23 protein-coding genes are annotated in these 23,704 nt (G+C 68.8%); 12 read left to right on the top strand and 11 right to left on the bottom strand.

From position 1 onward, the window contains the following. Positions 1-160: 160 nt before the first annotated feature. Positions 161-1,039: a 3-hydroxybutyryl-CoA dehydrogenase gene (locus P7A99_RS03240; protein ID WP_277792499.1), complete on the top strand. Its 879-nt coding sequence runs from the start codon at positions 161-163 to the stop codon at positions 1,037-1,039. Positions 1,040-1,043: 4 nt separating this feature from the next. On the opposite strand, the gene P7A99_RS03235 is transcribed toward P7A99_RS03240, so the two are convergent. Genes P7A99_RS03235 through P7A99_RS03220 form a run of 4 tightly spaced genes read right to left on the bottom strand, consistent with a single transcriptional unit; the run spans position 1,044 to position 3,943 of the window. Beyond that, positions 1,044-1,436, bottom strand: coding sequence for a type II toxin-antitoxin system VapC family toxin (locus P7A99_RS03235; RefSeq protein ID WP_277792498.1), 393 nt, complete (start codon positions 1,434-1,436; stop codon positions 1,044-1,046). Continuing rightward, on the bottom strand, positions 1,433-1,714 hold the full coding sequence (locus P7A99_RS03230; RefSeq protein WP_277792497.1) for a hypothetical protein: 282 nt from the start codon (positions 1,712-1,714) through the stop codon (positions 1,433-1,435). The genes P7A99_RS03235 and P7A99_RS03230 overlap by 4 nt, the downstream gene beginning before the upstream one ends. Positions 1,715-1,751: 37 nt before the next feature. Then, positions 1,752-3,635 (bottom strand): ferrous iron transport protein B, encoded by a 1,884-nt coding sequence (gene feoB / locus P7A99_RS03225; protein ID WP_277792542.1) that lies wholly within the window; start codon positions 3,633-3,635, stop codon positions 1,752-1,754. Then, positions 3,632-3,943: a FeoA family protein gene (locus P7A99_RS03220; RefSeq protein WP_277792496.1), complete on the bottom strand. Its 312-nt coding sequence runs from the start codon at positions 3,941-3,943 to the stop codon at positions 3,632-3,634. Before P7A99_RS03220 ends, feoB begins: the two co-directional genes overlap by 4 nt. A gap of 199 nt (positions 3,944-4,142) precedes the next feature. Between P7A99_RS03220 and P7A99_RS03215 the strand changes: the two genes are divergently transcribed. The 3 genes from P7A99_RS03215 (at position 4,143) to P7A99_RS03205 (ending at position 6,950) form a co-directional block, all read left to right on the top strand. Further along, entirely contained in the window at positions 4,143-5,411 is a 1,269-nt protein-coding gene (locus tag P7A99_RS03215) for an EAL domain-containing protein (protein WP_277792495.1), read from the top strand. A gap of 133 nt (positions 5,412-5,544) precedes the next feature. Further along, positions 5,545-6,267: a methylated-DNA--[protein]-cysteine S-methyltransferase gene (locus P7A99_RS03210; RefSeq protein ID WP_277792494.1), complete on the top strand. Its 723-nt coding sequence runs from the start codon at positions 5,545-5,547 to the stop codon at positions 6,265-6,267. Positions 6,268-6,284: 17 nt separating this feature from the next. Beyond that, entirely contained in the window at positions 6,285-6,950 is a 666-nt protein-coding gene (locus tag P7A99_RS03205) for a 2OG-Fe(II) oxygenase (RefSeq protein WP_277792541.1), read from the top strand. Between the two features lie 67 nt (positions 6,951-7,017). On the opposite strand, the gene P7A99_RS03200 is transcribed toward P7A99_RS03205, so the two are convergent. Further along, on the bottom strand, positions 7,018-7,992 hold the full coding sequence (locus tag P7A99_RS03200; RefSeq protein WP_277792493.1) for a YadA-like family protein: 975 nt from the start codon (positions 7,990-7,992) through the stop codon (positions 7,018-7,020). A gap of 309 nt (positions 7,993-8,301) precedes the next feature. On the opposite strand from P7A99_RS03200, the gene P7A99_RS03195 reads away from it, so the two are divergent. The 3 genes from P7A99_RS03195 to P7A99_RS03185 all read left to right on the top strand — a co-directional run bounded on the left by P7A99_RS03195 (position 8,302) and on the right by P7A99_RS03185 (position 10,600). Next, the gene (locus tag P7A99_RS03195) at positions 8,302-9,162 is read left to right on the top strand and encodes a TIGR01459 family HAD-type hydrolase (RefSeq protein ID WP_277792492.1); all 861 of its coding nucleotides are present in this window, start codon (positions 8,302-8,304) and stop codon (positions 9,160-9,162) included. A 62-nt stretch (positions 9,163-9,224) separates the two neighbouring features. Continuing rightward, a complete protein-coding gene (locus P7A99_RS03190) occupies positions 9,225-9,644 on the top strand; it encodes a MaoC family dehydratase (protein ID WP_277792491.1) in 420 nt (139 codons plus the stop codon). A 14-nt stretch (positions 9,645-9,658) separates the two neighbouring features. After that, positions 9,659-10,600, top strand: a complete 942-nt coding sequence (locus P7A99_RS03185) for a bifunctional riboflavin kinase/FAD synthetase (protein ID WP_277792540.1) — start codon at positions 9,659-9,661, stop codon at positions 10,598-10,600. Positions 10,601-10,771: 171 nt separating this feature from the next. Here the strand turns inward: P7A99_RS03185 and P7A99_RS03180 are convergent, their stop codons facing one another. After that, entirely contained in the window at positions 10,772-12,076 is a 1,305-nt protein-coding gene (locus tag P7A99_RS03180; protein WP_277792490.1) for an acyl-CoA dehydrogenase family protein, read from the bottom strand. Between the two features lie 167 nt (positions 12,077-12,243). Between P7A99_RS03180 and P7A99_RS03175 the strand changes: the two genes are divergently transcribed. The 3 genes from P7A99_RS03175 (at position 12,244) to P7A99_RS03165 (ending at position 15,721) form a co-directional block, all read left to right on the top strand. Further along, positions 12,244-12,834 (top strand): GNAT family N-acetyltransferase, encoded by a 591-nt coding sequence (locus P7A99_RS03175; RefSeq protein WP_277792489.1) that lies wholly within the window; start codon positions 12,244-12,246, stop codon positions 12,832-12,834. A gap of 157 nt (positions 12,835-12,991) precedes the next feature. Then, a complete protein-coding gene (locus tag P7A99_RS03170; protein ID WP_277792488.1) occupies positions 12,992-14,257 on the top strand; it encodes a hypothetical protein in 1,266 nt (421 codons plus the stop codon). Positions 14,258-14,524: 267 nt separating this feature from the next. Next, positions 14,525-15,721 carry a hypothetical protein gene (locus P7A99_RS03165; protein ID WP_277792487.1) on the top strand — a complete coding sequence of 399 codons (1,197 nt, stop codon included), beginning with the start codon at positions 14,525-14,527 and terminating at the stop codon, positions 15,719-15,721. Between the two features lie 3 nt (positions 15,722-15,724). Here P7A99_RS03165 and P7A99_RS03160 read toward each other — a convergent pair whose 3' ends face one another. The 3 genes from P7A99_RS03160 to mutL form a co-directional block, all read right to left on the bottom strand. After that, positions 15,725-16,126: a VOC family protein gene (locus P7A99_RS03160; RefSeq protein WP_277792486.1), complete on the bottom strand. Its 402-nt coding sequence runs from the start codon at positions 16,124-16,126 to the stop codon at positions 15,725-15,727. Between the two features lie 98 nt (positions 16,127-16,224). After that, the gene (locus P7A99_RS03155; protein WP_277792485.1) at positions 16,225-17,091 is read right to left on the bottom strand and encodes a DUF4261 domain-containing protein; all 867 of its coding nucleotides are present in this window, start codon (positions 17,089-17,091) and stop codon (positions 16,225-16,227) included. A 74-nt stretch (positions 17,092-17,165) separates the two neighbouring features. Beyond that, complete coding sequence (gene mutL / locus P7A99_RS03150) at positions 17,166-19,118, bottom strand: DNA mismatch repair endonuclease MutL (RefSeq protein WP_277792484.1); 1,953 nt, start codon at positions 19,116-19,118, stop codon at positions 17,166-17,168. 145 nt (positions 19,119-19,263) lie between these two features. Between mutL and P7A99_RS03145 the strand changes: the two genes are divergently transcribed. Together P7A99_RS03145 and P7A99_RS03140 are read left to right on the top strand one after the other, a co-directional pair. Continuing rightward, a complete protein-coding gene (locus P7A99_RS03145; RefSeq protein ID WP_277792483.1) occupies positions 19,264-20,259 on the top strand; it encodes a TraB/GumN family protein in 996 nt (331 codons plus the stop codon). 27 nt (positions 20,260-20,286) lie between these two features. Next, on the top strand, positions 20,287-21,252 hold the full coding sequence (locus P7A99_RS03140; protein WP_277792482.1) for a TraB/GumN family protein: 966 nt from the start codon (positions 20,287-20,289) through the stop codon (positions 21,250-21,252). Here the strand turns inward: P7A99_RS03140 and P7A99_RS03135 are convergent. Next, entirely contained in the window at positions 21,249-22,328 is a 1,080-nt protein-coding gene (locus P7A99_RS03135) for a S1C family serine protease (RefSeq protein WP_277792481.1), read from the bottom strand. The genes P7A99_RS03140 and P7A99_RS03135 overlap by 4 nt on opposite strands. 80 nt (positions 22,329-22,408) lie before the next feature. After that, a complete protein-coding gene (locus tag P7A99_RS03130) occupies positions 22,409-23,431 on the bottom strand; it encodes a hypothetical protein (protein WP_277792480.1) in 1,023 nt (340 codons plus the stop codon). Positions 23,432-23,704: the final 273 nt, after the last annotated feature.

Below are 23,704 nucleotides of genomic sequence, written 5' to 3'. Positions count from 1 at the left end.
GCGGATAATCCGGGAACAGCGGGCCGAACACCGGTCACCCGGCGTTTGCAACGCAGCAAAGCCCTTGGCGAGCGTGCGGCTACTCGTGCTAGAACTTTCGCGACGGTCCAGCGCGCCCTGCCGGGAGCCTGCCCGACCGTGAGCGAAGGCTTGTATTTTCATGGTTGATATCAAGACGGTCGGCGTTATCGGCGCCGGCCAGATGGGTTCGGGCATCGCCCATGTCTGCGCGCTGGGCGGCTACGATGTCCGGCTGCACGACGTTTCGCGCGAGCGCATCGACGCCGGCATCGCGCTGATCGGCAAGAACCTCGCCCGCCAGGTGAGCCGTAACGTGATCGACCAGGGCGCGGCCGACGCCGCCCTGGCCCGCATCTCCGCCGCCGAAGCCGTCGAGGCGATCGGCCAGACGGACCTGGCCATCGAGGCCGCCACCGAGAACGAAGAGGTCAAGAAGGCCATCTTCCGCAGCCTGCAGCCGCACCTGAAGCCCGACACGCTGCTGGCCTCGAACACCTCGTCGATCTCGATCACCCGCCTGGCCTCGACCACCGATCGCCCCGAGCGGTTCATCGGCCTGCACTTCATGAACCCCGTGCCGCTGATGAAGCTGGTCGAGATCATCCGCGGCATCGCCACCGACGTGCCGACCTACGAGACGGCCGTGGCCTTCGCCAAGTCGCTGGGCAAGATCACCAGCAACGCCGAAGACTTCCCCGCCTTCATCGTCAACCGCGTACTGGTGCCGATGATCAATGAGGCGATCTACACGCTGTACGAAGGCGTCGGCACCGTCGAGGCCATCGACACCGCCATGAAGCTGGGCGCCAACCATCCGATGGGCCCGCTGGAACTGGGCGACTTCATCGGCCTGGACACCGTGCTGAGCATCATGAACGTGCTCTACGAAGGCCTCGCCGACAGCAAGTACCGCCCCTGCCCGCTTCTGGTGAAGTACGTCGAGGCTGGCTGGCTGGGCAAGAAGACCGGCCGCGGCTTCTACGACTACCGCGGCGAGGTTCCGGTCCCGACGCGCTGAGGCGTCACCAGACGACCTGAACACCCCACTCGGCGCAGGCTTCGGTAAGAGCGGCGTCGGCGGTAATGAGGCCGAGCCCCCGCGTCTCGGCCTGAGCCGCTATGATCCGGTCCCAAGGATCGCGATGGGCCTCGCCAAACCGGGCCGCCGCCAGAGAGTCGGCGGCTTCCATGCTCAGCCATTCGAAGCCGAGCGAAGGCACGAAGTCGAGCAGGTCCGAAGGCAGCCTGTAGAGCAGCCCATCCCTGCCGCGCTTGTACTCGACCTCGTAGAGGCTGACGGCGCTGACGAACGATTGAGAGCTGCCGCTCCTGATGCAGTCACGGGCGCGTGGGGAAAGCCGCTCCGGCACGGCCAGCCACCAGACGAGGGCGTGAGTGTCGAGCAGATAGCTCATTTCACCGACGGCGGCGGCCGATAGAAGGTGTCCTCGTCGTGGGACTCCGCCAGTTCGCCGAACTCAGGGTCGGGATGGAAGAACACGTCGGGGTCGTCCATCGGCCCCAGGTGCGCCAAGGCCCCAGGGACGCGATCCTTCCGCACCGGCGTCTCTATACGCCGCGCTTCCGCGACAACCTTTCCATCCAGCACGAGTTGCACGACATCGTGGCTATCGAGGAGCGCAACAAGCTTCTCGAGTTCTGGCTGTCCGCGTATTTCGACCCGGATCGTCATGCGCCGAGCTTAACACGGAACACAACCAGAACAAGACCTACCCCGCCCCCAGCGCCACGGCCGTGTGATAGACGACGAAGGCCGCCAGGTAGGCTAGGCCGACCATGTAGACGAACATCACCGTCGGCCAGATCCAGCTGTTGGTCTCGCGCTTGACCACGCCCAGGGTGGGCAGGCACTGCGGCGCGAACACGTACCAGGCCAGGAAGGCCAGGGCGGTGGCCAGCGACCACTGCTGCGACAGCAGGGTGCTCAGCGCGTCGTGGGAGTCGGCGTCGCCGCCCACGGCGTAGACCGTGCCCAGCACCGCCACGGCGACCTCACGGGCGGCCATGCCCGGGATCAGGGCCACGGTCATCTGCCAGTTGAAGCCGATGGGCTCCATGACCGGCGCGATGAACTTACCCAGGCGTCCGGCGATGCTGTAGTCGATGGCCGGCCCCGTCGCGCCCTCGGGCGGATAGGGGAAGGTCGACAGCACCCACACCAGAACCATCAGCGGCAGGATGATGCGGCCGGCGCGGTTCATGAAGATCTTGGCGCGGGTCCACAGGTTCAGCGCGACGTTGCGCGGCTCGGGCCAGCGATAGGTCGGCAGTTCCATCATCAGCGGCTCGGCCGCGCCGCGCCAGAAGATGCGGCGGATGATGGCCGAGACCAGCAGGGCGAAGACGATGCCGGTCGCAAACAGGCCGAACATCACCAGACCCTGAAGGTTGAAGAGGCCCCAGACCTTCTCACGTGGCACGAAGGCGCCGATGATCAGGGTGTAGACCGGCAGGCGCGCCGAGCAGGTCATCAGCGGCGCGATCAGGATGGTGGTCAGGCGGTCGCGCTTGTTGTCGATCACCCGCGTGGACATGATCCCTGGGATGGCGCAGGCGAAGCTCGACAGCAGCGGGATGAACGCCCGCCCGTGCAGGCCGGCCACACCCATCAGCTTGTCCAGCAGGAAGGCCGCGCGGGTCATGTAGCCGCTGTCTTCCAGGATCAGGATGAAGAAGAACAGCACCAGGATCTGGGGCAGGAACACCAGCACGCTGCCCACACCGGCGATCAGGCCGTCGGCGATGAAGCTGGCCAGCAGGCCTTCGGGCAGATGCTCCGAAACCAGGCCCGCCAGAGCCGCGAAGCCGGCGTCGATGGCGTCGGCCGGCACGGTCGCCCAGGCGAACACCGACTGGAACACGGTGAACATCAGGGCGGCCAGGATCAGCAGGCCGGCCACCGGATGCAGCAGCACCGCGTCGATCTTGCCGGTGACGGTGTCGGGACGCTCGGGCGGGCGCACGCAATCGCGATAGATGCGCTGGGCCTCGGCGTGGGCGGCGCGGATCTCGCCCGCACTCGGCTCGCGCCAGGTGTTGTCGCCGACGTTCGAGTGGGTCAGCGTCAGGGTGTCGACCTGGGTCAGCAGTTCGTCGAGGCCGCGCTTGCGGGTCGCCACCGTGGTGACGATCGGCGCGCCGATCTCACGGCTCAGCTGTTCGAGATCGATGCGCAGCCCTTGGCGCTGGGCGATGTCGAACATGTTGAGAGCCAGCACGAACGGGCGGCCCACCTGCTTGAGCTCCAGCACCAGGCGCAGCACCAGGCGCAGGTTGGTGGCGTCGGCCACGCAGACCAGCACGTCCGGCGCGGTCTCGCCCGACAGGCGGCCCAGCACGGCGTCGCGGGTGACCACTTCGTCCGGACTGCGGGCGCGTAAGGAATAGGTGCCCGGCAGGTCGAGGACGCGGATCGTCCGGCCGCCCGGGGTGACCAGCTGGCCTTCCTTGCGCTCGACGGTGACGCCGGCGTAGTTGGCGACCTTCTGGCGGGCCCCGGTCAGGGCGTTGAACAGCGCGGTCTTGCCGGAATTCGGATTGCCGACCAGCGCGATGCGCGCGGGCCGGATAGCGGTGTCGGTCAAAGCGTCTATCCGTCGAACTGAACGGTCACGGCGCGCGCCTCGCGGCGGCGCAGGGCCACGCGGGTGTCGTCCACCCGCACGGCGATGGGATCACGGCCGAACAGGCCTTCCTGCAGGATCTCGATGCGCGCGCCCTCGACGAAGCCCATTTCCAGCAGGCGGCGCTCCAACTCGTCGGAGGCCACGGCCTCGGCCACGCCGGTGTCGCCCCGCACGGCGACGATCACGCCCGTCTCGCCGCGCGAGGCCGTGCTCAGGGCGCGGGTCGGCGCGTCGGAGGCAATGGCGTCATCGGCGGTGAGGACGGCGTCGGACATTCTTGGGCCTCGCGGCGAAAAGTTGCGAACGATTATCAGCCCCAACCGCCACTGTCGACGAAAGATGCCCCGTTCGAACGCCGGTCGCGGAAAAAATTAACAGAGATGGCGCGGCGTAATAGCCCAGCCGCGTTAATCTATTCGACTCAAGGCCGCTCCGGTTGCATTAATTTTTGCAAGCGATTCGTAGGGACCCGAAATGCGAAGGCTCAAGCTGGCTCTGCTGACCGGCGCCTATCTTTGCCTGGCTCTTATCGTCTCCCTGCTGCTGTGGCGCATGGGAGCGACGCCGGCCGTCGGCCTGTCGGCCTTCATCGGTTCCCTGGCTCTGTGCTTCGCCTTCCACGGCATCGTCAGCAGCCTGTTCGACAACGCCCAGCTGAAGCTGGACATCGAGACCGTGCGCGAGGCCCACGGCATTCTGGTCGAGCAGATCGAGAAGATCGACGCCCGCATGACCAGCCTCGTGGAAAGCGTCGCCGAGGACGCCGAGAAGCGCTCGGCCGAACTGACCAGCGAGGTCCACCAGCTCGAAGACCTGATGCAGCGCATGAGCGAGCGCCTGGAAAGCCAGCTGACCCACCAGGTCGCGGCCGCCCGTCACGACCTGCGCGGCCGCGGCGCCGCCGCCCCGGTCAACGCCGTGCTGGAAGCTGTGCAGGACGCGCTCGCCGAGAACCGCGTCGACCTCTACCTGCAACCGGTCGTCAGCCTGCCTCAGCGCCGCACCGTCTTCTACGAAAGCTTCTCGCGGCTGCGCGACGAGACCGGCCGCGTGATGATGCCGGCCGAGTACCTGGCCGTGGCCGAACCCGAGGGCCTGATGACGGCCGTCGACAACCTGCTGCTGTTCCGTTGCGTGCAGATCGTGCGCCGCCTGGCCAAGCAGGACCGCAAGGTCGGCATCTTCTGCAACATCTCGCTGGCCAGCCTGTCGGACGAGACCTTCTTCCCGCAGTTCCTCGAGTTCCTGCAGGGCAATAAGGACCTGGCCGGCTCGCTGATCTTCGAACTGGGCCAGGCCGCCTTCAACCAGCGCGGTCCGGTCGAGGCCCGCCACATGGCCCGCCTGGCCAGCCTGGGCTTCCAGTTCAGCCTCGACAAGGTCGTGGACCTGGATCTCGACTTCCAGGATCTGGCCCGCGCCGACGTCAAGTTCGTCAAGGTCGGCGCCCAGCTGATCCTCGAGCAACTGGAAGAGCAGGACGGCAAGCTGGTGCTGAGCTCGCTGCCCGACCTCAACGCCGCCGACTTCGCCGCCCTGATGCGCCGCTACGGCGTGGAGGTGATCGCCGAGAAGGTCGAAGGCGAGCGCCAGATCGCCGAGATCCTCGATCTCGACATCGGCTACGGCCAGGGCCACCTGTTCGGCGAGCCGCGGGCCATCCGCGACGCCGTCCTGGCCGAGACCGATCCGCCGGCCGACTTCGTCCAGGCCCCGCTGCGCCGCCGCGCCGCCAACTGGTAGGCCTCTTTCAATACGGACCGTAGACCGCCGCCGGGGCCCGCCTCGGCGGCGGTTTTCGTTTTGACCGCAAGCATCGGAATGACGCGGGCGGTCGACGGCGCGATCCTGCCGGCAGATCCGAAAGGAGCCCGACATGACCACCGCCTATCAGACCGACGACGAGCGCTGGACCGCCATCGAGCGCCGCGACCGAGCCGCCGACAGCGCCTTCTTCTGCGGCGTGCGCACCACCGGCGTCTATTGCCGGCCCAGCTGCGCCGGCCGTCCGCTGCGAAAGAACGTCACCTTCCACGACACCCGCGAGGCGGCTCGCGCCGCCGGCCTTCGCCCCTGCCTGCGCTGCCGCCCGGACGAGCCGATCGAGTCCCTGGCTTACGGTTTCGGCCAAACGCCTCTGGGCCTGGCCCTGGCGGCGACGTCGCAGGCGGGCCTGGCGCTGCTGATCCTGGGCGACGACCGTGCGGCGATGGCCGAAGACATGGCTGCCCGCTTCCCCCGCGCCCGTCTGGTCGAGGACGACGCAAGCGCCGCCCCTGCCCTGGCCGCCCTGACCTCGGCGATCGAAAGCGGCGTGGGCGCGACCCTCGCCCTCGACGAGCGGGGCAGCGAGTTGCAACGCGCCGTCTGGAAGGCGTTGCGCGACATCCCCGCCGGGACCACCGCTTCTTACGCCCAGATCGCGCGCACCATCGGCCGGCCGCAAGCCGTGCGCGCCGTAGCCCAGGCCTGCGGCGCCAACCCGCTGGCCGTGCTGACGCCCTGCCATCGCGTGGTGCGCTCGGACGGCGGCCTTTCCGGCTATCGCTGGGGCGTGGAGCGCAAGCGCGCGCTGCTGGACCGGGAGCGCGCGGCTTGAACCTGGACTGGAGCCGCATGGCCGCCGAACTCGACGCGCGGGGCTGGGCCCTGACCGGCCCGGTCCTGACGCCGGAGACCTGCGCCAGGATCGCGGGCCTCTATCCGCAGGAGCCCCCGTTCCGCAGCCGCGTGGTCATGGCCCGCCACGGCTTCGGGCGCGGCGAGTACAAGTACTTCGCCTACCCCCTGCCCGAGGTTGTGCAGAAGCTGCGGGCCGGCCTCTATCCGCCGCTGGCCGGCGTCGCCAATGCGTGGATGGACCGGCTGGGCGAGGAGCGGCGCTTTCCCGAAACCCTGGACGGCATGCTGGAGCGCTGCCACGCGGCGGGCCAGGCGAGGCCGACGCCCCTGCTGCTGACCTACGGCCCCGGCGACTACAACTGCCTGCACCAGGACCTCTACGGCGAGCATGTGTTCCCGCTGCAGGCCGCCTTCCTTCTCGACCAGCCGAGCCGCGATTTCGAAGGCGGCGAGTTCGTCATCGTCGAGCAGCGGCCGCGCCAGCAGTCGGCCGCCCAGGTCGTGCCGCTGGCCCAGGGCGAGGGCGTGATCTTCGCCGTACGCGAACGTCCGGCCGAGGGAACGCGCGGCGTCCATCGCCGCATGCTGCGCCACGGCGTCAGCGAGGTGCGAAGCGGAACCCGCCGCACACTGGGCGTGATCTTCCACGACGCGACCTGACGCCAATACGAGAACGGCCCCGGAGTTTCCTCCGGGGCCATCCTGCTGGATCAGGTCTGTTCGACGCTTACCAGGCGAAGCCGAAGCTGCCGCCGCTCATCACGTCGCGGCCGGTGGCCGAGAAACCGACGTTGAAGCTGGCTGCGCGGCTGCTGTGGGTGTAGCCCGCCGCGATGGCGGCCTGGCCGCGGTAGCCGCCGACGGCCAGCGACAGGCGGTTGGTCAGGCCGGCGTTGGCGCCGGCGTTGTTGCCGGCCATCATCGCCATGGCCGAACTCATCGCGCCGACGCCGTCGAGGCGCGCCGAGACGTTCTTCAGGCGGTTGTCGAACTGGCTGGTGAAGCTGTCCACGCGCCAGTCGGTGTAGGCGTTGGCCGAGGCCAGGGTCTGGGCGGCCTTGGTGTCGGTGTAGCTGTTGGCAGACGTCAGGGTCTGGGCCGAACGGGTGTCGGCATAGGCGTTGGCGGTCGTCACGGCCTGGACGCCGACGGCGTCGGCATAGGTGTTGGCCGTCGACAGCAGCCCCGAAGTCGCCGACTCCAACTGGCCGACCGTGGCCGCGTCGGTGGCGTTCACGCCATCGGCGAGGTTGGTGATGCGGCGGGTCTGGGTAGCCGAGCCGACCGAGACCACGTTGGCTTCAGTGGCGGTCGAACCGTAGCCGATGGCGACGCTGTTGGTCCCCGAGGCCGAGGCGTTGGCGCCGATCACGGTGCTGCGCGAGCCCGAGGCCGACGAACTGTTGCCGACCACGGTGGCGTAGTCGCCGCTGGCCGAACCGTGCGAGCCGATCTGGATCGAATACTGGCCGCTGGCGTCGGCGTCGTGACCGATGGCGAGGGCGTGCGACCCGCTGGCCACGGCGTCCTGGCCGTAGGCGTTCGAGTAGGAGCCGCTGGCGGTGGCGCCGTTGCCGACGGCCGTGGCCAGGCCGCCGTTAGCCGTGGCCGTGCCGTCGTTGCTGACGGCGGTTTGAGCAAAGGCGCCTTGAGCGGCGAAGAAAGAAGCAACAACGGCCGAGCAGAACAGAGCCGACTTCATCGAAACATTACGCACTATACTAAACTCACTTACTCGATCAGGCGCGGAAACATTCCGAGCCCCCCTTGCGGCGATGAAGTAGTGCCTATGTATTATCGTACAGTTAAGCTCAAAATTACTAAAAACTATGAATAAATATAACATCGTTACAAGCAAATGCACGGAGTCAGGAAGTCGACAATTAAGAAGTCGACAACACCTGTTGATAGGTCGAGACAACGCCACCATATGAGGCGTCGCGCCGGCCCGGCGCGCGGCCTCCCCGGCCGCCATTGACGCTCCTGCTTTCGACCGGTACCCGCCCAATCCATGATCGACTTTCCCGCCGGCCTTTCGACCCTGACCGACCGCTACGACGTGGTGCTCTGCGACGTCTGGGGCGTCATCCACAACGGGGTTCGCAACTTCCCCGAAGCCTGCGAGGCGCTGGAGCGCTTCAACGCCGACCATGGCCCGGTGGTGCTGATCTCGAACGCCCCGCGCCCCTCGCAGGACGTGCTGGCCCAGCTGGACGGCCTGAAGGTTCAGCGTTCGGCCTGGAGCGCCTTCGTCACCAGCGGCGACGCCACCCGCTCGCTGCTGGCCGAGCGCGCGCCCGGCAAGGTCTGGAAGGTCGGTCCTGCCCGTGACGAGCCGCTCTATGCCGGGCTCGGACTGGACGACGGCGGCTGCGAAGACGCCGACTTCATTTGCTGCACCGGCCTGTTCGACGACGAGAGTGAGACGGCCGAGGACTATCGCGACCGCCTGAAGGTGGCCGCCGACCGCGGCCTGCTGTTCATCTGCGCCAACCCCGACCGCGTGGTGCAGCGCGGCGACAAGCTGATCTACTGCGCCGGCGCCCTGGCCGACCTCTATGAGGAGCTCGGCGGCGAGGTGGTGATGGCCGGCAAGCCGTTCGCGGCGATCTACGACCTGGCCCTGGCCGAAGCCGAGCGCCTGAAGGGCGGCCCCGTCGACCGCTCGCGGGTGCTGTGCATCGGCGACGGGATCATCACTGACGTTCTGGGCGCCGAGAACCAGAAACTGGCCTGCCTGTTCGTGGCCAAGGGCATCCATGGTGACAAGGCTCTGGGCCCGGACGGCCTGCTGGCCCCCGAGGCCGTGGCCAAGCTGCTGGCCGCCGAAAGCGTCGGCGCCACGCACGCCATCGCCGATCTGGTCTGGTGAAGACCGGTCGAACGGCTACAAAGCCTGTCCAAGATCAATAAGAACGCAGGATCGGGGATCGCATGGGTCTCTTTCTCGAGGACTTGAGCGTCGGCCAGGCGGCCGAGTTCAGCCGCACGGTGGGCGAAGCCGACATCCAGGCCTTCGCCGACGTCACCGGTGACACCAATCCCGTCCACCTCGACGCCGACTACGCCGCCACGACCAGCTTCGGCGAGCGCATCGCCCACGGCATGCTGTCGGCCGGCTATATCTCGGCGGCGCTGGGCACCACCCTGCCCGGGCCGGGCGCGGTCTATCTCTCGCAGTCGCTGAACTTCAAGCGGCCGGTGCGCATCGGCGACACGGTGGTGGTCAAGGTGGCGGTCACCGCCATCGACGAGGCCAAGGGCCGCGTGACCCTGTCGACCACCTGCATCGTCGGCAAGAAGGCCGTGGTCGACGGCGAGGCCGTGGTGCTGGTTCCGAAGAAGGGCGCCTGAGCATGGATCCGCGCGTGCGCCTGAAGATCGTCCACGGCTGGAAGGACGTCGCCCCCGAGGAGAAGGGCGCGGCCGTCGCACTGGGCAATTTCGACGGCGTCCATCGCGGCCACCAGCAGGTGATCGCCGAGGCCGCCAAGGCCGCGCGCGAACTGAAAGTCCCGCTGGGCGTGGTCACCTTCGACCCGCACCCCCGACGCCTGTTTCGCCCCACCGAGCCGGCCTTCCGGCTGATGACCATCGAGCAGCAGGCCCGCCTGCTGAGCGATCTGGGCGTCGACTTCCTCTATCTGCTGCCGTTCGACTTCGAGATGGCCACCCTGGACGACCGCGCCTTCGCTGAGCGCGTGCTGCACCAAGGCCTGGGCATCCGGCACGTGGCGGTCGGCTTCGACATCTCGTTCGGCAAGGGCCGCACCGGCAGCCCCCAGGCGATGAAGGCCTATGGCGAGGAGCTGGGCTTCTCGGTCTCGGTGGCCGAACCGGTCGCCAACCGCGACGGCGAGAAGTTCTCGTCCACCGGCGTGCGCGAGGCGCTGCGCGCCGGCCATCCGGAGGAAGCCGCCCGGATTCTCGGCCGCCCCTTCGCCATCGAGGGCGTGGTGCGCCGCGGCCAGCAACTGGGCCGGCAGCTGGGCTTCCCCACCGCCAATGTCGAGATTGTCGACTACGTGGTGCCAAAGCTCGGCGTCTACGCCACCCGCACCCGCCTGCCCGACGGCCGGGTGATCCCGGGCGTCGCCAACCTCGGCAACAACCCCACCACGGGCGAGGTCGAGACCCGGCTGGAGACCTGGCTGTTCGACTTCGACGAGGACCTCTACGGCCAGGTCATCGAGACCCAGCTGATCGCCTTCCTGCGCCCGGAGCTGAAGTTCGACAGCATCGAGCTGATGATCGAGCAGATCCGCTGCGACGAGACGCAGGCCCGGACGATCGTAGCTCCGTCGTTCTAGATCCTTCTCCCCTTGCGGGAGAAGGTGTCGACGAAGTCGACGGATGAGGGGTCTCTCAGACGAAAAACGCCGCGACAGCTGACCAGCCGTCGCGGCGTTTCCGTGTGCGCAACCCCTCACCCGACCTCCCTTCGGTAGGCCACCCTCTCCCGCAAGGGGAGAGGGATCAGGTCAGCGAATCCCCGGCACGTGCAGGGCGGCCTCGCGCTCGGCCTTCTGAGCGTAGGCCAGGTCGCCGTACTTGGAATACTCCATCCGGGCGATGGTGCGGCAGTGCACCTCGTCGGGGCCGTCGGCCAGGCGCAGGGTGCGGATGCCGGCATAGAGCTTGGCGAGGCCAAAGTCGGTGGTGACGCCGCCGCCGCCGTGGGCCTGGATGGCGTCGTCGATCACCTTCAGGGCGATGCGCGGGGCGGCGACCTTGATCATCGCGATCTCGAGACGGGCGGCCTTGTTACCGGCCTTATCCATCATGTCGGCGGCCTTCAGGCACAGCAGGCGGCACATCTCGATGTCGATGCGGGCCTCGGCGATGCGCTGCTCCCACACCGAGTGCTCGGAGATGTACTTGCCGAAGGCCTTACGGGTCATCAGGCGCTTGACCATCTTCTCCAGCGCCACTTCCGCGGCCCCGATCGTGCGCATGCAGTGGTGGATGCGGCCGGGGCCAAGGCGCCCTTGCGCGATCTCGAAGCCGCGTCCCTCGCCCAGGATCAGCCCGTCCTCGACCGGCACCCGCACGTCCTTCAGGATCACCTCGGCGTGGCCGTGCGGGGCGTCGTCGAAGCCGAACACCGGCAGCATGCGCACCACCTCGATGCCGGGCGCGTCCATCGGCACCAGGATCTGGCTCTGCTGCTGGTGGGTGGAAGCGGTCGGATCGGTCTTGCCCATGACGATGGCGACCTTGCAGCGCGGGTCGCCCACGCCCGAGGACCACCACTTGCGGCCGTTGATGACGTAGTCGTCGCCGTCGCGCTCGATGCGGGTCTCGATGTTGGTGGCGTCGGAGCTGGCCACCGCCGGCTCGGTCATCAGGAAGGCCGAGCGGATCTGGCCGTTCATCAGCGGACGCAGCCAGCGCTCCTTCTGCGCCAGCGTGCCATAGCGCATCAGTACTTCCATGTTGCCGGTGTCGGGCGCCGAGCAGTTGAAGACCTCCGACGCGAAGCCGATCTTGCCCAGTTGTTCGGCGATCAGGCTGTATTCGAGGTTGGTCAGTTGCACGCCCTCGAACTGGAACGTGTCGTCGACATGGGTCTGGCCGCTGTGAGGCGGCATGAAGAAGTTCCAGAGCCCTTCGGCCTTGGCCTTCTGCTTCAGGTCTTCCAGCACTTGGACGACCTTCCAGCGCTGGTCGGCGGAAACGTCCATCTCGGCTTCGTAGACGGGGACCGCCGGGCGCACATGCGCGTCGATGAAGCCGTTCACCCGGTCGAGGAATTCCCGCTGGCGGGGAGAGATGTCGAAGTCCATGGCGTTCCCGATCCCTGGTTCAAACATTTGTTTGAAGCATGTGTAGCACCGAGTTGACGGGCGCGGCAAGCGGGCGTTGCGGCCGGTTTGAACGTTCGCGTCGTATTGAGGCCGGATGCTCGCCAGACGGCTTGCCAGCCGCCCGGTCCTGGCGGAAAACACCGGTCATGAACCTGACCATCAAGCCCCTCGAAGGCCGCTACGTCCGGCTGGAACCGATCACCCAGGACCTGCGCGAAGAACTGCGCGGCGCCATCGACTGCGATCCCGAAAGCTGGGAGATCATGTCGGTCAATGGCTGCGGCGAGGGCTTCGAGGACTGGTGGGGCGCGCTGCTGGGCGAAAGCGACCGGGGCGAGCGCGTCGGCTTCGCCATCCGCCGCAAGTCGGACGGCAAGATCGTCGGCACCTCGAGCTACCTCAACATCCGCCGCCTGCACAAAGGCCTGGAGATCGGCTCGACCTTCCTGCACCCGGACGCCCGCTCGGGTCCGGTGAACCCCGAATCCAAGCGCCTCCTGCTGGGCCACGCCTTCGACGCCGGCGTCATCCGGGTCGAGTTCATGATCGACGTGCGCAACGCCCGCAGCCAGGCCGCCGTCGAGAAGCTGGGCGCCAGCAAGGAAGGCGTGCTGCGCAGCCACAAGATCACCTGGACCGGCCACGTGCGCGACACGGCCGTGTTCTCGATCACCGACTTCGACTGGCCGGGCGTCAAGCAGCGCCTGGAGTTCCGCCTCAGCGAAGACTTCGTCTAAAGCTCGCGGCGACCGGGAAAACGGGGGTGTCGCGAGCGCCATAGGCGAAAGCGATTGCGACACCCTGCCGCACCTATACCTGCGCAATACATAAAAAACCGCCGTTATCCTTGATCCGTAAGGATTTCGCCAAGCATTGGCGGTCAAATTACCGGCCATGACGGCCATTGCCTGCCTGCGTATCCTGCTCACCGCCGCGGAGACGGCCGGCGCCAGCGTTCCCCCCGCCCATGTCGAGGCGGCGGCCGACCTATATCTCAAGCATCGCTGGAAGCACCCGCGCCGTTACGGCGTCGTCGCGCCCCTGGCCTTCGTGCTGGCCGACACCAAGGCCGAGCAGCTTGATCCCGAAGAGATGCAGGCTTTGGCTGTCGAGCTGGAGACCTCGCTGTTCCCCGGCCGCAAGAGCGGCCAAGTGTGTCTCATGACCTTCGAGGGCGACGAGAACGCGGTGCTGCAGTTCGCCAGCCTGTCCCAGGCCGAACTGGCCGGGCTGATGGCCGGTCGCGGCTATTCCGGCGCTCCGGGCCACGTCCAGGTGATCACCGCCGAAGAAATTCGCGCCGTCCCCAGCGCTCCGCCGGAAATCGCGCCCGCGCCACAGGCCAAGCCGGCCGCGGCCACCGCGCCGATCGACGCGTCGCCCAAGGCCAAGCCGGCGCCGGCCAAGCCTGCGACTCCCGTTCGCCCCATCGCCGCCGCGCCGCCGCCCAAGCCGGCCGCGCCCCTGACCACCGGCTGGCGCGCCATCTATCACCTGCCTACCGAAAGCATCGTGGGCGCGGCCCTGGGCCACCGGGCCGACCTGACCGCCCCGCGCCCGGAAGAGGACGGCGAGCTGTTGGCTCGCGACCTGACTGGCCTGAACGACGCCCAGTTCGGTTTCCCGACGGTGAAGTCCGGCGAAGGGGCGCTGTTCCTGCCGCTCAGCTTCTGGAACCTGACGACGCCGGCCTCGCAGGAGGCCTACAAGCGCCGCCTGTCGCGCTATCCGCTCGACCTGCAGCCGCGCCTGGGCGCCACCATCTACGACACCCCGCGCGAGCCCTCGATGGGCCTGCTGCAGCAGATTCGCGCCTTTCTGCAGGGCTCGTTCGCCTATATCGACCTCTGCATCTCCGATCCGAATTTCCCGGTGAACACCCTGCCGGGCGACATCGCCTCCAGCATCACCCTGGAACTGCGTGACGAGCCCGACGCCGAGCGCATCAAGGCCATCGCTCTCTTCGCCTCGCGCCAGTCGGTTTACCGCGCCAAGGGCGTGCATCAGGGCGTATTGGGCGTGCGGAACGCCAAGGAGCTGGACGCCTGCCGCGCCGCGGGCCTGGCCTATGTCACCGGCCCGGCCGTCAGCGCCCTGCTCGACAAGCCCCCGGCACTGGGCGTCAATCCGGCCGACGCCCTGCCCTTGCAGGCGGCTTAACGGCCCTATCTACGCCTACCGCGGCGCCGCTCCCAGATCCGCTCTTCCCCGCGAAGGCGGGGACCCAAGCTGAGTCTGCAAGCCGCTTACCGTCGTGCTTTCCTCTGAAATGCGGCTTGGATCCCCGCCTTCGCGGGGATGCTCGGTGAAAAATGGCAAGGAGGGTCGAATGCCCCTCCGCCTTGAGCTCGAAAACCAGCGTTCGCGACGCTGGGTCGCAGGCCGCCTATAACGCGTGATAACCACCCCCCGCGCAACCTAGGCGGCATGACCGCCATCGCCTGCCTGAAGGTCTTCGTCGGCGAAGATCCCGTCGAGACCGAGCGTAACGCAGCCCTGATCGCCAAGATCGCCGGCGACTATCTGAAGCACGCCTGGCTGGCCCCGCGCCGCCATGGCCTGGTCGCGCCGTTCTCGTTCGTGCTGGCCGACCCGCGCGCCACGCGCCTGGACGCCCGCGAACTGCAGGCCCTGGCCAGGGCTTTGCAGCACAAGCTGTTCGGCGACGACGACGACGGCGAGATCGTCATGCTGATGTTCGAAGGCGACCAGCACGAGGTCATGCGCTTCGCCGGCCTGCCGCCCCGCCAACTGACTCTGCTGCTGGCCGGTGAGGAGGACGCCTCCCTGGCCGGCCGCGTCTGCCGCATCACGCCTCGCGACGTCCGCTCGGTCATGCCCTTCGGCGGACCGATCACCGGCGTGCCGACCATGGAGGCCCTCGCCCGTCTGTGCCCGCGCCCGCCGCCGGCCCGGGTGGCCTGGCGCGGCGTCTATCACGTGGGCCGCGAGCTGTTCGTCGGCAATGTCGGCGTCTGGCGCGAGGCGGGCCAGGCCGGCCGCCCGTACGAGTTTTATGTCGACGGCCAGCGCCAGCAGCACGACCTGGCGATCCTGAAGGCGGCGATCGCCGCCATCGGCCCCAACTCGGGCGTCACCTATCTGCCGATCGGCTTTTCCTCGGCGCTGAAGCCGTCCTTGCGCACCGAGCTGGAAGCCTGCCTGCGCACCCTGCCCCGCGACCTGCGCGGGCGGCTGGCGGCGGGCGTCTACGGCGTGCCGCGCGCGCCATCCTTTGTCGCCCTGGGCCAGATGAAGGCGTTCCTGGATCCCTATTTCAGCCGCGTCGACCTGCGTATCAGCGATCCGGCCTTCAAGGTCGACGACCTGGCGCCGGGCCTGGCCGCCAGCGTCACCTTCACCCCCGAGGGCGACGTCGAGGCCGGCCGCATCGCCGCCATCGGGCGCTTTCTGAAGGACGCGCCCGCCTATCGCCGCCGCCAGGTCTGGCAGGGCGTCAGCGACCTGCGCAGCCCGCGCGAACTGCTCGCCGCCCTCGACCAGGGCGCCCCGTTCGTCAGCGGCCCGATGGTTACCGACCTCTTGGAAACACCGGTCAATGTCAGCCCCTACGCCAAGGGACAACTGCCGCTCTACGGCTGGACGGCCGAGGCCGCGGCGTAACCTCTATTCGTCCCAGGTCAGCACGACGCTGTCGGCCGAGCGCTCGTGCGGCCCGTGGAAAACCGCCTCGATGTTGTTGCCGTCGGGATCCAGCAGGAAGGCGGCGTAGTAGCCGGGATGGTACTCCCGCTCGCCCGGCCCGCCGTTGTCGCGACCGCCGGCGGCCAGGCCCGCCTCGTGGAAACGCTGAACCATCGCCCGGTCCTTGGCCTGGAAGGCCAGGTGGATGTGCGTCGCCGGCTCGCCCACGTCGATCCACAGCTCGTCGGCCGAAAGGTGATCGGGCTGGTCGTCATAGTCGACGCCGATCACCTCCAGCACCGCCTTGTAGAAGCGCTTGGTCGCAGCCAGGTCCCTGGCTCGCAATTGAATATGGTCGATCATTCGGCCGCGGTGCAGTTGCATGGGAGATCTCCTGTGATCGGGCCGGAACGCCCGGGCGGAACGCCGGTTCGGCTCCGCTTGGCCACAGGAGGCCGCGCCGCGGCCTGTCAGCAAAGCACCTAGGCGCGCCCGAACAGCTTGCCCAGGAACGACGGCTTGGACTTGGCCGGCGGCGGGGGCGCTGCTTCCTCATCCCCATCGAGGAAGCTGAGGAACAGGGCCTCGACCGGCTCATTGCGCTCGGCCCGGCTCGGGCCGAACTCGCAGTAGAGGGTTTCGGGATCGCCATCCCGGCCGATGGTCTGGCCCGCGCTGATCACCGGCCCGCGATCGAGCAGGTAGTTCAGCACGGCGTTCAGCTGCTCGTTGACCTGCTGGGCAGTGCGCGGCGCGTTCCAGATCTCGATCTCGTAGCCCACGAAAGGCTTCATGCCGCCGGTCGACATCGAGACATCGCCGTCCTCCAGGCTGTGCAGGGCGCAATGCGTCCAGAACATGATCGGGACCTGATCCCGGGCGATGAAACGCAGGTCGCCCCGCACGTCGTCAGGCGTGAAGAGGGTGCCGACCACCCCGTTCCAGACGGCCACGACCGAGGGGTTGTCGTGGATCACCAGCGCCGCGATCAGCGTGCTGACCTTGGCCCGCAGCACCGCCGCCTTCCAGCCGTCCGTCGCACCGCCGGCGATCAGCCAATGCCCGCGATGGGCAGCCGCCCGCTCGCCTTCCTGATACCACCAGGACCGGGCGCGCGCCTCGTCCACTAGGCCGGCGTCGAGCGGGACGGAGATGTCCATCAGCGTCACCAGCCCGCCGGTCGGCCCCTCGGCGATCAGGCCAAGGGTCTCGCTGGTTACCGCGTCAGGATCACCATCGAGCCCAGGCGCCGTATGGGACCAGGTGTTCTCCTCGTCGAACTCGTTGAGCGCTTCCACGAGCTTGTTGACTCGGATGTTCAGCGGACCGTCGACGAGCAGGGCGATCATTCAAGCAACTCCGAAGGCTGAGAAAATTCAACCCTGGGAATAGAATTCCGTCAGATCGCGCGGTCAAGCTTGGCCTAGCGCCGTCCGAACAGCTTCTCGATGTCCGACAGCTTCAGCTCCACATAGGTCGGACGGCCGTGGTTGCACTGGCCCGAGTGGGGCGTGGCCTCCATCTCGCGTAGCAGAGCGTTCATCTCGGCGGCGGCCAGGCGGCGGCCGGCGCGGACGCTGCCGTGGCAGGCCATGGTCGAGCAGACCTCCTCCAGCCGCTCCTTAAGCGCCAGGGCCTGGCCGTTCTCGGCCAGGTCGTCGGCGATGTCGCGCACCAGGCCCGCCGCGTCGGCCTTGCCCAGCAGGGCCGGCGTCTCGCGCACCAGCACCGCGCCGGGGCCGAAGCTTTCCAGCACCAGGCCCAGGGCCGACAACTCCTCGGCGCGGGCCACCACCCGCTCGGCCTCGGCCGGATCCAGCTCGACCACCTCGGGCAGCAGCAGGGCCTGACGAGCGACGCCGCCGGCCTCCATCTCGTGCTTCATGCGCTCGTAGACGAGGCGCTCGTGGGCGGCGTGCTGGTCGACGATGACCACGCCGTCGCGGGTCTGCGAGACGATGTAGGTCTCGTGCACCTGGGCGCGGGCCGCGCCCAGCGGGAAGTCGATCGGATCGAACGGCTGGGTCGGCCCTTGGTCCTGGCCGGGATAGGCCACGGTTGGCGGCGCGTCATAGCCGCCATAGGCCGCCTCGCGCACGGCGTCGGCGACGCCGCCTCCGAAACCGCCGCCCAAGCCTCCGCCGAGCGTCTGATAGGCCTCTTCCGGCCGCGCCTCATGGCGGGCCGAGACGTCGGACAGGCCCGGCAGGTTCATCGGTCGCTGGGTCGGGGGCGTCCAGCCGCCCTCGCGCCAGGCCGAGAAGCCGGCCGGGGACGGCCCCGGCTGATAGCCGGGAAACACGCTCTGCGGCCGGATGCTGTCCAGCGCCTGGGCCGCCGTGGTGGTCGAGGCGCGGTGGCCGGCGCCGGCCAGGGCGTGGCGCAGGGCGCCGACGATCAGGCCGCGCACCAGCGACGGATCGCGGAAGCGCACCTCGGCCTTGGCCGGGTGCACGTTGATGTCGACCTCGGTCGGATCCAGCGTGACATAGAGCGCCGCGCTGGGGTGGCGGTCCCGCGCCAGGAAGTCGGCATAGGCCGCCCGCAGCGCGCCTTGCAGCAGGCGGTCGCGCACCGGCCGGTCGTTGACGAACAGGTACTGGTGGGCGGCGTTGCCGCGGTTGTAGGTCGGCAGGCCGGCGAACCCCGACAGCCGCACGCCGTCGCGGACCTGGTCGATCTCAAGCGCATTGTCCTGGAAGTCGCGGCCCAGCACGGCGGCCAGGCGCGCCAGCCGCCCTTGCGGACCGGGATGCTCGGGCGGCAAGCGCAGGATGCGGCGGCCGTCGATGTCGAGCGAGAAGCCCACCGACTCGTGGGCCATGGCCTGGCGCTTCAGCTCCTCGGTGATCGCCTGGGCCTCGGCGCGCTCGGACTTCATGAACTTCAGGCGCGCGGGCGTGGCGTAGAACAGGTCGCGCACCTCGATGCGGGTGCCGTGGTCGCCGGCGAAGGCGGCGGGGGCCACGTCGTCGACGCGGCCGCCCTCGACCAGGATCGACCAGGCTTCGCGCTGGCCCTTGGCCCGCGAGCTGATCTGAAGGCGCGCCACCGAGCCGATCGACGGAAGGGCCTCGCCGCGAAAGCCCATGGTGTGAATGCGCAGCAGGTCCCACAGCCCCTCGTCGTCGGGGGCCAGCTTGGAGGTGGCGTGGCGCTCGATGGCCACCGGCAGTTCCTCGGCGCTCATGCCGCAGCCGTCGTCGGCGACCATGATCCGGGTCAGGCCGCCGCCATGGGCCTCGACCTCGATGCGGGTGGCGCTGGCGTCGATGGCGTTGTCGACCAGCTCCTTGATGGCGCTCGCGGGCCGCTCGACCACCTCGCCGGCGGCGATGCGGTTGACGGTCTCGGGCGGCAGGCGGCGGATCGGCATGGAAATCGGACTTTCAGCGCAGCCGGGCAGCGCGGGCGAGCCCTGCATTGCGGCGACTTAATTTGACCGCCCCGGTTGAGAACGGTTCAGCTTGCGGCGACCCGTCATCCTAGAACGATTCCAGACCCGCCGAGGACGAGAGATAGTGATCCGCCGCATAGCCGCAGCCCCCGCCGTCGCCGGTTTTCTCCTCGCCCTCTGCGCTGGCCCCGCTCTTGCCCAACAGGCGGTCGACGCCTCCGGGCCGATCGACCTCAATCGCGTCGACCCCAACGAGAACCTGGTCGAGGAACTGGTGGTCAACGCCCGCCTGCCGGGGCCCGCCTGGTGGAAGGTCAGCGACGACGACACCACCGTCTACGTGCTGGGCGTGCCGAGCCTCACGCCGTCGGGCCTGAGCTATGACGACACGGTCATCAAGCGCCGTCTGGAAGGCGCCGAACGGCTGATCATGGGCCAGGAAGCCGACGTCAACATCGTGCGGCTGGTGGCCCTAGCGATGGGTGGCCGCGACTACTTCCTGTCCGAAGCGCCCATGCGCGAGACCCTGCCGCCAGCGCTGCGCGCCCGACTGGAAGCCCGCCTCGCGGCGATCAAGAGACCCACCGACAACTTCGACAAGGTCAAGCCGGCCTTCGCGGGCTTCCTGGTGGCCAAGGCGCCGGGCGGCAACCTGTCGATCTCCAAGAGCGTCACCGAGCAGATCCGCGAAAAGGCCAAGGCCCTGCCCCAGGGCGCGCGCCCACGCATCCAGAACCTGCCAGGCTATAGCCTGGTGGGTTCGATCAAAGCCCTGGGCTCGCTGCCCCAGCCGCTGCAGGAGCTCTGTCTGGAGGCGGGCCTGCGCGAGGCTGAAAGCGGCCAGGGCGGGATCAAGCAGATCGCCGAGCGCTGGGCCGCCGGCGACGTGCGCGCCGTGGTGTCCGCGGACCGAGGCTTCCAGCGCTGCCTGGACGCCACGCCTTCCATCGCCCGCGAGCTGCGCGAGGGCCGCGACGATGCGGTGAAGGCCGTCGAGGTCGCCCTGAAAAAGCCGGGAAAGGCGGTCGCCGTCATCGAACTGCGTTCGCTGCTGGCGCGGGACGGCGTCCTCGACCAATTGCGGGCCAAGGGGTTCAAAGTCACGACGCCGGACGAATGACCCGGCGCCGTTCAGGGGGAAGTCATCATGCGTAGACGCCTGGCGGCCATGGCCGCGCTGACGGCCCTGGCGGTCGCCTCCCTCGCCCACGCCCAGGCGCCGCCCGACACCCTGGTCATCGACGATCCCGAGGCCAATGTGGTCGAGGAGCTGGTGGTGAACGCCAAGCTTCCCGGTCCGGCCTGGTGGAAGGTCAGCGACGCCGACACCACGATCTACGTCCTGGGCGTTCCCGGGGCGGCTCCCAAGGGGCTCACCTGGGACACCTCCGTGCTGGACAGACGGCTGGACGGCGCCTTCACGCTGATCACGCCGCCCCAGGCCCGGGCCGGCCTGACCGACCTGCCCGCCCTGTTGTCGATGCGCAGCAAGCTCAAGGCTGAACGGCCCCTCGACCAGGTCGCGCCGGACCTGGCTCCGCGTCTGGCCAGGGCCTGGGCGGCGACGGGCCAGAAGGGTGACGGCTGGAAGGACTGGAAGCCGCTCGGCGCGGGCCTGATGCTGGCGGGGAACGCCGTCCGAAAAAGCGGCCTGACCGACGCCGAGCCAGACAAGACGATCCAGAAGCTGGCCCGCAAGCACAAGGTCAAGGCGCGGCCGGCCGCCGTCTACAAGGCCATGCCGATGATCAAGACCGTGGTTAAGCGGCATTCTGAGGAAGCGGGCCTGATCTGCCTCGAAGGCGTGATCGACGAGGTCGAGGCCGGACCGGCCCCGGTGCGCGCCGCCGCTCGCGCCTGGGCGGACGGCGACGTGCGCGCCGCTGTCCGCGCCCCACGCCAGGGCCAGCGCTGCGTCATGGCCCTGCCCGGCATGGCCGAGGAGTTCCGCCGCATGTCGGCCGCCCAGGTCGAGGCGGTGTCCCAGGCCATGAAAACCCCCGGCAAGGCAGTGGCGGTGCTGTCGCTGCGCGGCCTAGTGGCCGAGGACGGGGTGCTGCAGAAGCTGCGCGAGCGCGGTTTCAAGGTGACCACGCCAGATAGCGCCAATTAGCCGCCCCTGCGCCTCAGGCGCGGCGTGATGGTCGCGGTCATCAGCCGTCCCTCGCGGATCAGGGTGAAGGGCGTGGCCACGTCGATGCAGGCGTGGTCCAGCGCCCGCAGCAGGTCGTCCAGGCCGGTCAGCGGCCGCTCGCCCGCCTTGACCAGCAGGTCGCCGGCCCGCACGCCGGCCCTGGCGGCGGGACCGCCCGGATCGGCCTGGGCGACGAACACCGCATAGCCCTGAGTGACGCCCGTCGAGCGGGCCAGCAGCGGCGGCACCGGCGCCTGCTGGGCGACGACGCCGATCGAGGCGCGCCGCACCTGGCCGTGGGCCAGAAGCTCGCCGATCACGAAGCGGGCGGTGTTGGACGCCACCGCGAAGCACAGGCCCGGATAGCCGGCGATGACCGCGGTGGCCACGCCCACCACCTCGCCGTTCGAGGCCACCAGCGGCCCGCCGCTGTTGCCGGGATTGAGGGCGGCGTCGGTCTGGATCAGGTCCTCGATCAGCCGGCCGCGCTCGCCACGCAACGACCGGCCGAGGGCTGAAACCACGCCGGTGGTCACGGTGGCCTCAAAGCCCAATGGCGCGCCGATGGCGATGACCAGCTGGCCGCGCCGAAGCGCCTTGGAGTTCCCCAGCCGCACGACGGGCAGGTCGACGGCCTGGTCGATCTTCAGCAGGGCCAGATCAGTGTCGGGATCATCGCCCACGCAGCGCGCCGTCAGGCTGCGCCCCTCGGCGGTGATCACGACGAAGCGGCGCGCGCCCTGCACCACGTGGCTGTTGGTCAGGACGATCCCGCCCTCGGCCACGACGAAGCCCGAGCCCACGCCCTGCACGTTGGCGTCGTCCAGCATCGGATGGATGCGCAGGACGCTGGGGCCCACCGTCTCGACGGCGCGGACCACGGCGTTGGAATAGGCGTCCAGCAGGTCGCCGTCGTCGACGCGGGGCGGCGCGGGCGGCGGCGTTCCGGCGTCGAACACGAACTGGGCCTCGGCCGGCCAGGCCAGGATTTCGCGCGCCCGCATCGGACGCGGGCGCCTGGCCCTTGCGAACAGCTCGTATTTCCGCGCCTTCATCCCCCGCCCCCCGACGGTCCAATGGCGGCAACCGCCGGGGCGAAGGTTAACGACGGCGACGCTTGCCGATCAAGCCCGGCTCATTGCGGGGCCTGGGCGAGCGTGGCCGGGGCCACGCTCGCCACCGGGATCATGAAGCCCGCCGGCCGCGGCGGCGGCGAGGGCGGCGCGACCGCCGGCGAGATCAGGCTCGCGCCCGCCCCGTCGTTGACGCACTGGGCGGTGTCGATCATCGCGTGCTGGCCCAGGCAGAAGACGTCCTCGTAGTGCGGACCGGCGACGGCCAGGCACTGGTAGAGGTTCAGCTTGGCGATCTTCATGCAGAAGTTCGTCTTCTTCTCGCTCAGCACCGGCGCCAGGCGGGCCGTGTCGGCGTCGCCCGCCGCGTCCAGCACGGCCAGGGCCGCCAGGGCCGCCGACCGCACCGTCACCGGCGTGAACACCCGGCCGCCCTCGGCGAAGCCGCCACCCGCCCCGGTGGCGGCCTGGATCAGGAGCCCGGCGTCGTCCTGGCCGGGCGCGAACGCCGTCGAGGACAGTTGCTTGACCCGCGCCAGGCGCCCGGCGTTGTCGGCCACCGCGCCCTTCGACCAGGTCTCGCGCTGGATATCGTAGGCCGACTGCTTGACCGCCTTGCCGGCCACGGCCAGGGGCGCGCCGCGTCCTTGCAGGGCCATCTGCGCCCTGGCGGCGGCCAGGCCCACGCCCTCGATCTCGACCACGCTCTCGGGCGAGGCCAGCAGACGCTCGACCAGCGCCTCGCGCGAGGTCTGGCGAGCCGCCTCGCGCACGCCGTCGATGAAGGCCGGCTCCTGCAAGGCCGCGATGGCGCCATAGGCGATCATGCCGGTTTCCAGTTGCTCGGCCTTGTAGGCCGAACCGGCGACCAGGGCCCTGGCCACGCCGTCGCCGTTGGTGAACACGGCCGGCGAGATCGATCCCGCTCCCCGGGTATAGGTCTCGAAGGCGCTGGCCGCGGCCACGACTTCCTGCGCCAGGCTGACGCCCGGCGCTTCACGTTCCTGGCGCGCGTTCGCCAGTCCGCCCACGGCCAGGACGGCTACCGCCGCGCCCGCCACCATCCAATGCTTGTTCCACGCCATGCCCGAAAGCCTCCCGACTGCGGGCGTATTGGGCGGCGAAGACGGTTGCCGAGATCATAATCGCCATGGCGAATCGCGCGTTAAGACTCGTGTATTCGACCAGTTTTCGCGCGCAAAATGTCGCACCCAGAGCAGCGAAGTTTCCTTAAGTCTGAGACACGACAAATCGAATTTGATAAATGTCGACAGCATAACTCTAATGAAAACACGAATGTCGCGACCTGAGAGCGAACTCGACAATAATCACCAACTCCGCAAGAAACGGGCGGACGA

It is taken from the genome of Caulobacter endophyticus, assembly GCF_029543245.1.
Classification (GTDB): domain Bacteria; phylum Pseudomonadota; class Alphaproteobacteria; order Caulobacterales; family Caulobacteraceae; genus Caulobacter; species Caulobacter endophyticus_A.
This window is presented reverse-complemented; position numbering and strand designations above follow the sequence as displayed.

What these genes read in the sequence shown, in the direction of transcription:
- P7A99_RS03240 (WP_277792499.1), top strand. Translation starts at nt 161, where the DNA reads ATGGTTGATATCAAGACGGTCGGCGTTATCGGCGCCGGCCAGATGGGT.
- P7A99_RS03235 (WP_277792498.1), bottom strand. Translation starts at nt 1,436, where the DNA reads ATGAGCTATCTGCTCGACACTCACGCCCTCGTCTGGTGGCTGGCCGTG.
- P7A99_RS03230 (WP_277792497.1), bottom strand. Translation starts at nt 1,714, where the DNA reads ATGACGATCCGGGTCGAAATACGCGGACAGCCAGAACTCGAGAAGCTT.
- P7A99_RS03220 (WP_277792496.1), bottom strand. Translation starts at nt 3,943, where the DNA reads ATGTCCGACGCCGTCCTCACCGCCGATGACGCCATTGCCTCCGACGCG.
- P7A99_RS03215 (WP_277792495.1), top strand. Translation starts at nt 4,143, where the DNA reads ATGCGAAGGCTCAAGCTGGCTCTGCTGACCGGCGCCTATCTTTGCCTG.
- P7A99_RS03210 (WP_277792494.1), top strand. Translation starts at nt 5,545, where the DNA reads ATGACCACCGCCTATCAGACCGACGACGAGCGCTGGACCGCCATCGAG.
- P7A99_RS03205 (WP_277792541.1), top strand. Translation starts at nt 6,285, where the DNA reads ATGGCCGCCGAACTCGACGCGCGGGGCTGGGCCCTGACCGGCCCGGTC.
- P7A99_RS03200 (WP_277792493.1), bottom strand. Translation starts at nt 7,992, where the DNA reads ATGAAGTCGGCTCTGTTCTGCTCGGCCGTTGTTGCTTCTTTCTTCGCC.
- P7A99_RS03195 (WP_277792492.1), top strand. Translation starts at nt 8,302, where the DNA reads ATGATCGACTTTCCCGCCGGCCTTTCGACCCTGACCGACCGCTACGAC.
- P7A99_RS03190 (WP_277792491.1), top strand. Translation starts at nt 9,225, where the DNA reads ATGGGTCTCTTTCTCGAGGACTTGAGCGTCGGCCAGGCGGCCGAGTTC.
- P7A99_RS03180 (WP_277792490.1), bottom strand. Translation starts at nt 12,076, where the DNA reads ATGGACTTCGACATCTCTCCCCGCCAGCGGGAATTCCTCGACCGGGTG.
- P7A99_RS03175 (WP_277792489.1), top strand. Translation starts at nt 12,244, where the DNA reads ATGAACCTGACCATCAAGCCCCTCGAAGGCCGCTACGTCCGGCTGGAA.
- P7A99_RS03170 (WP_277792488.1), top strand. Translation starts at nt 12,992, where the DNA reads ATGACGGCCATTGCCTGCCTGCGTATCCTGCTCACCGCCGCGGAGACG.
- P7A99_RS03165 (WP_277792487.1), top strand. Translation starts at nt 14,525, where the DNA reads ATGACCGCCATCGCCTGCCTGAAGGTCTTCGTCGGCGAAGATCCCGTC.
- P7A99_RS03160 (WP_277792486.1), bottom strand. Translation starts at nt 16,126, where the DNA reads ATGCAACTGCACCGCGGCCGAATGATCGACCATATTCAATTGCGAGCC.
- P7A99_RS03155 (WP_277792485.1), bottom strand. Translation starts at nt 17,091, where the DNA reads ATGATCGCCCTGCTCGTCGACGGTCCGCTGAACATCCGAGTCAACAAG.
- mutL (WP_277792484.1), bottom strand. Translation starts at nt 19,118, where the DNA reads ATGCCGATCCGCCGCCTGCCGCCCGAGACCGTCAACCGCATCGCCGCC.
- P7A99_RS03140 (WP_277792482.1), top strand. Translation starts at nt 20,287, where the DNA reads ATGCGTAGACGCCTGGCGGCCATGGCCGCGCTGACGGCCCTGGCGGTC.
- P7A99_RS03135 (WP_277792481.1), bottom strand. Translation starts at nt 22,328, where the DNA reads ATGAAGGCGCGGAAATACGAGCTGTTCGCAAGGGCCAGGCGCCCGCGT.
- P7A99_RS03130 (WP_277792480.1), bottom strand. Translation starts at nt 23,431, where the DNA reads ATGGCGTGGAACAAGCATTGGATGGTGGCGGGCGCGGCGGTAGCCGTC.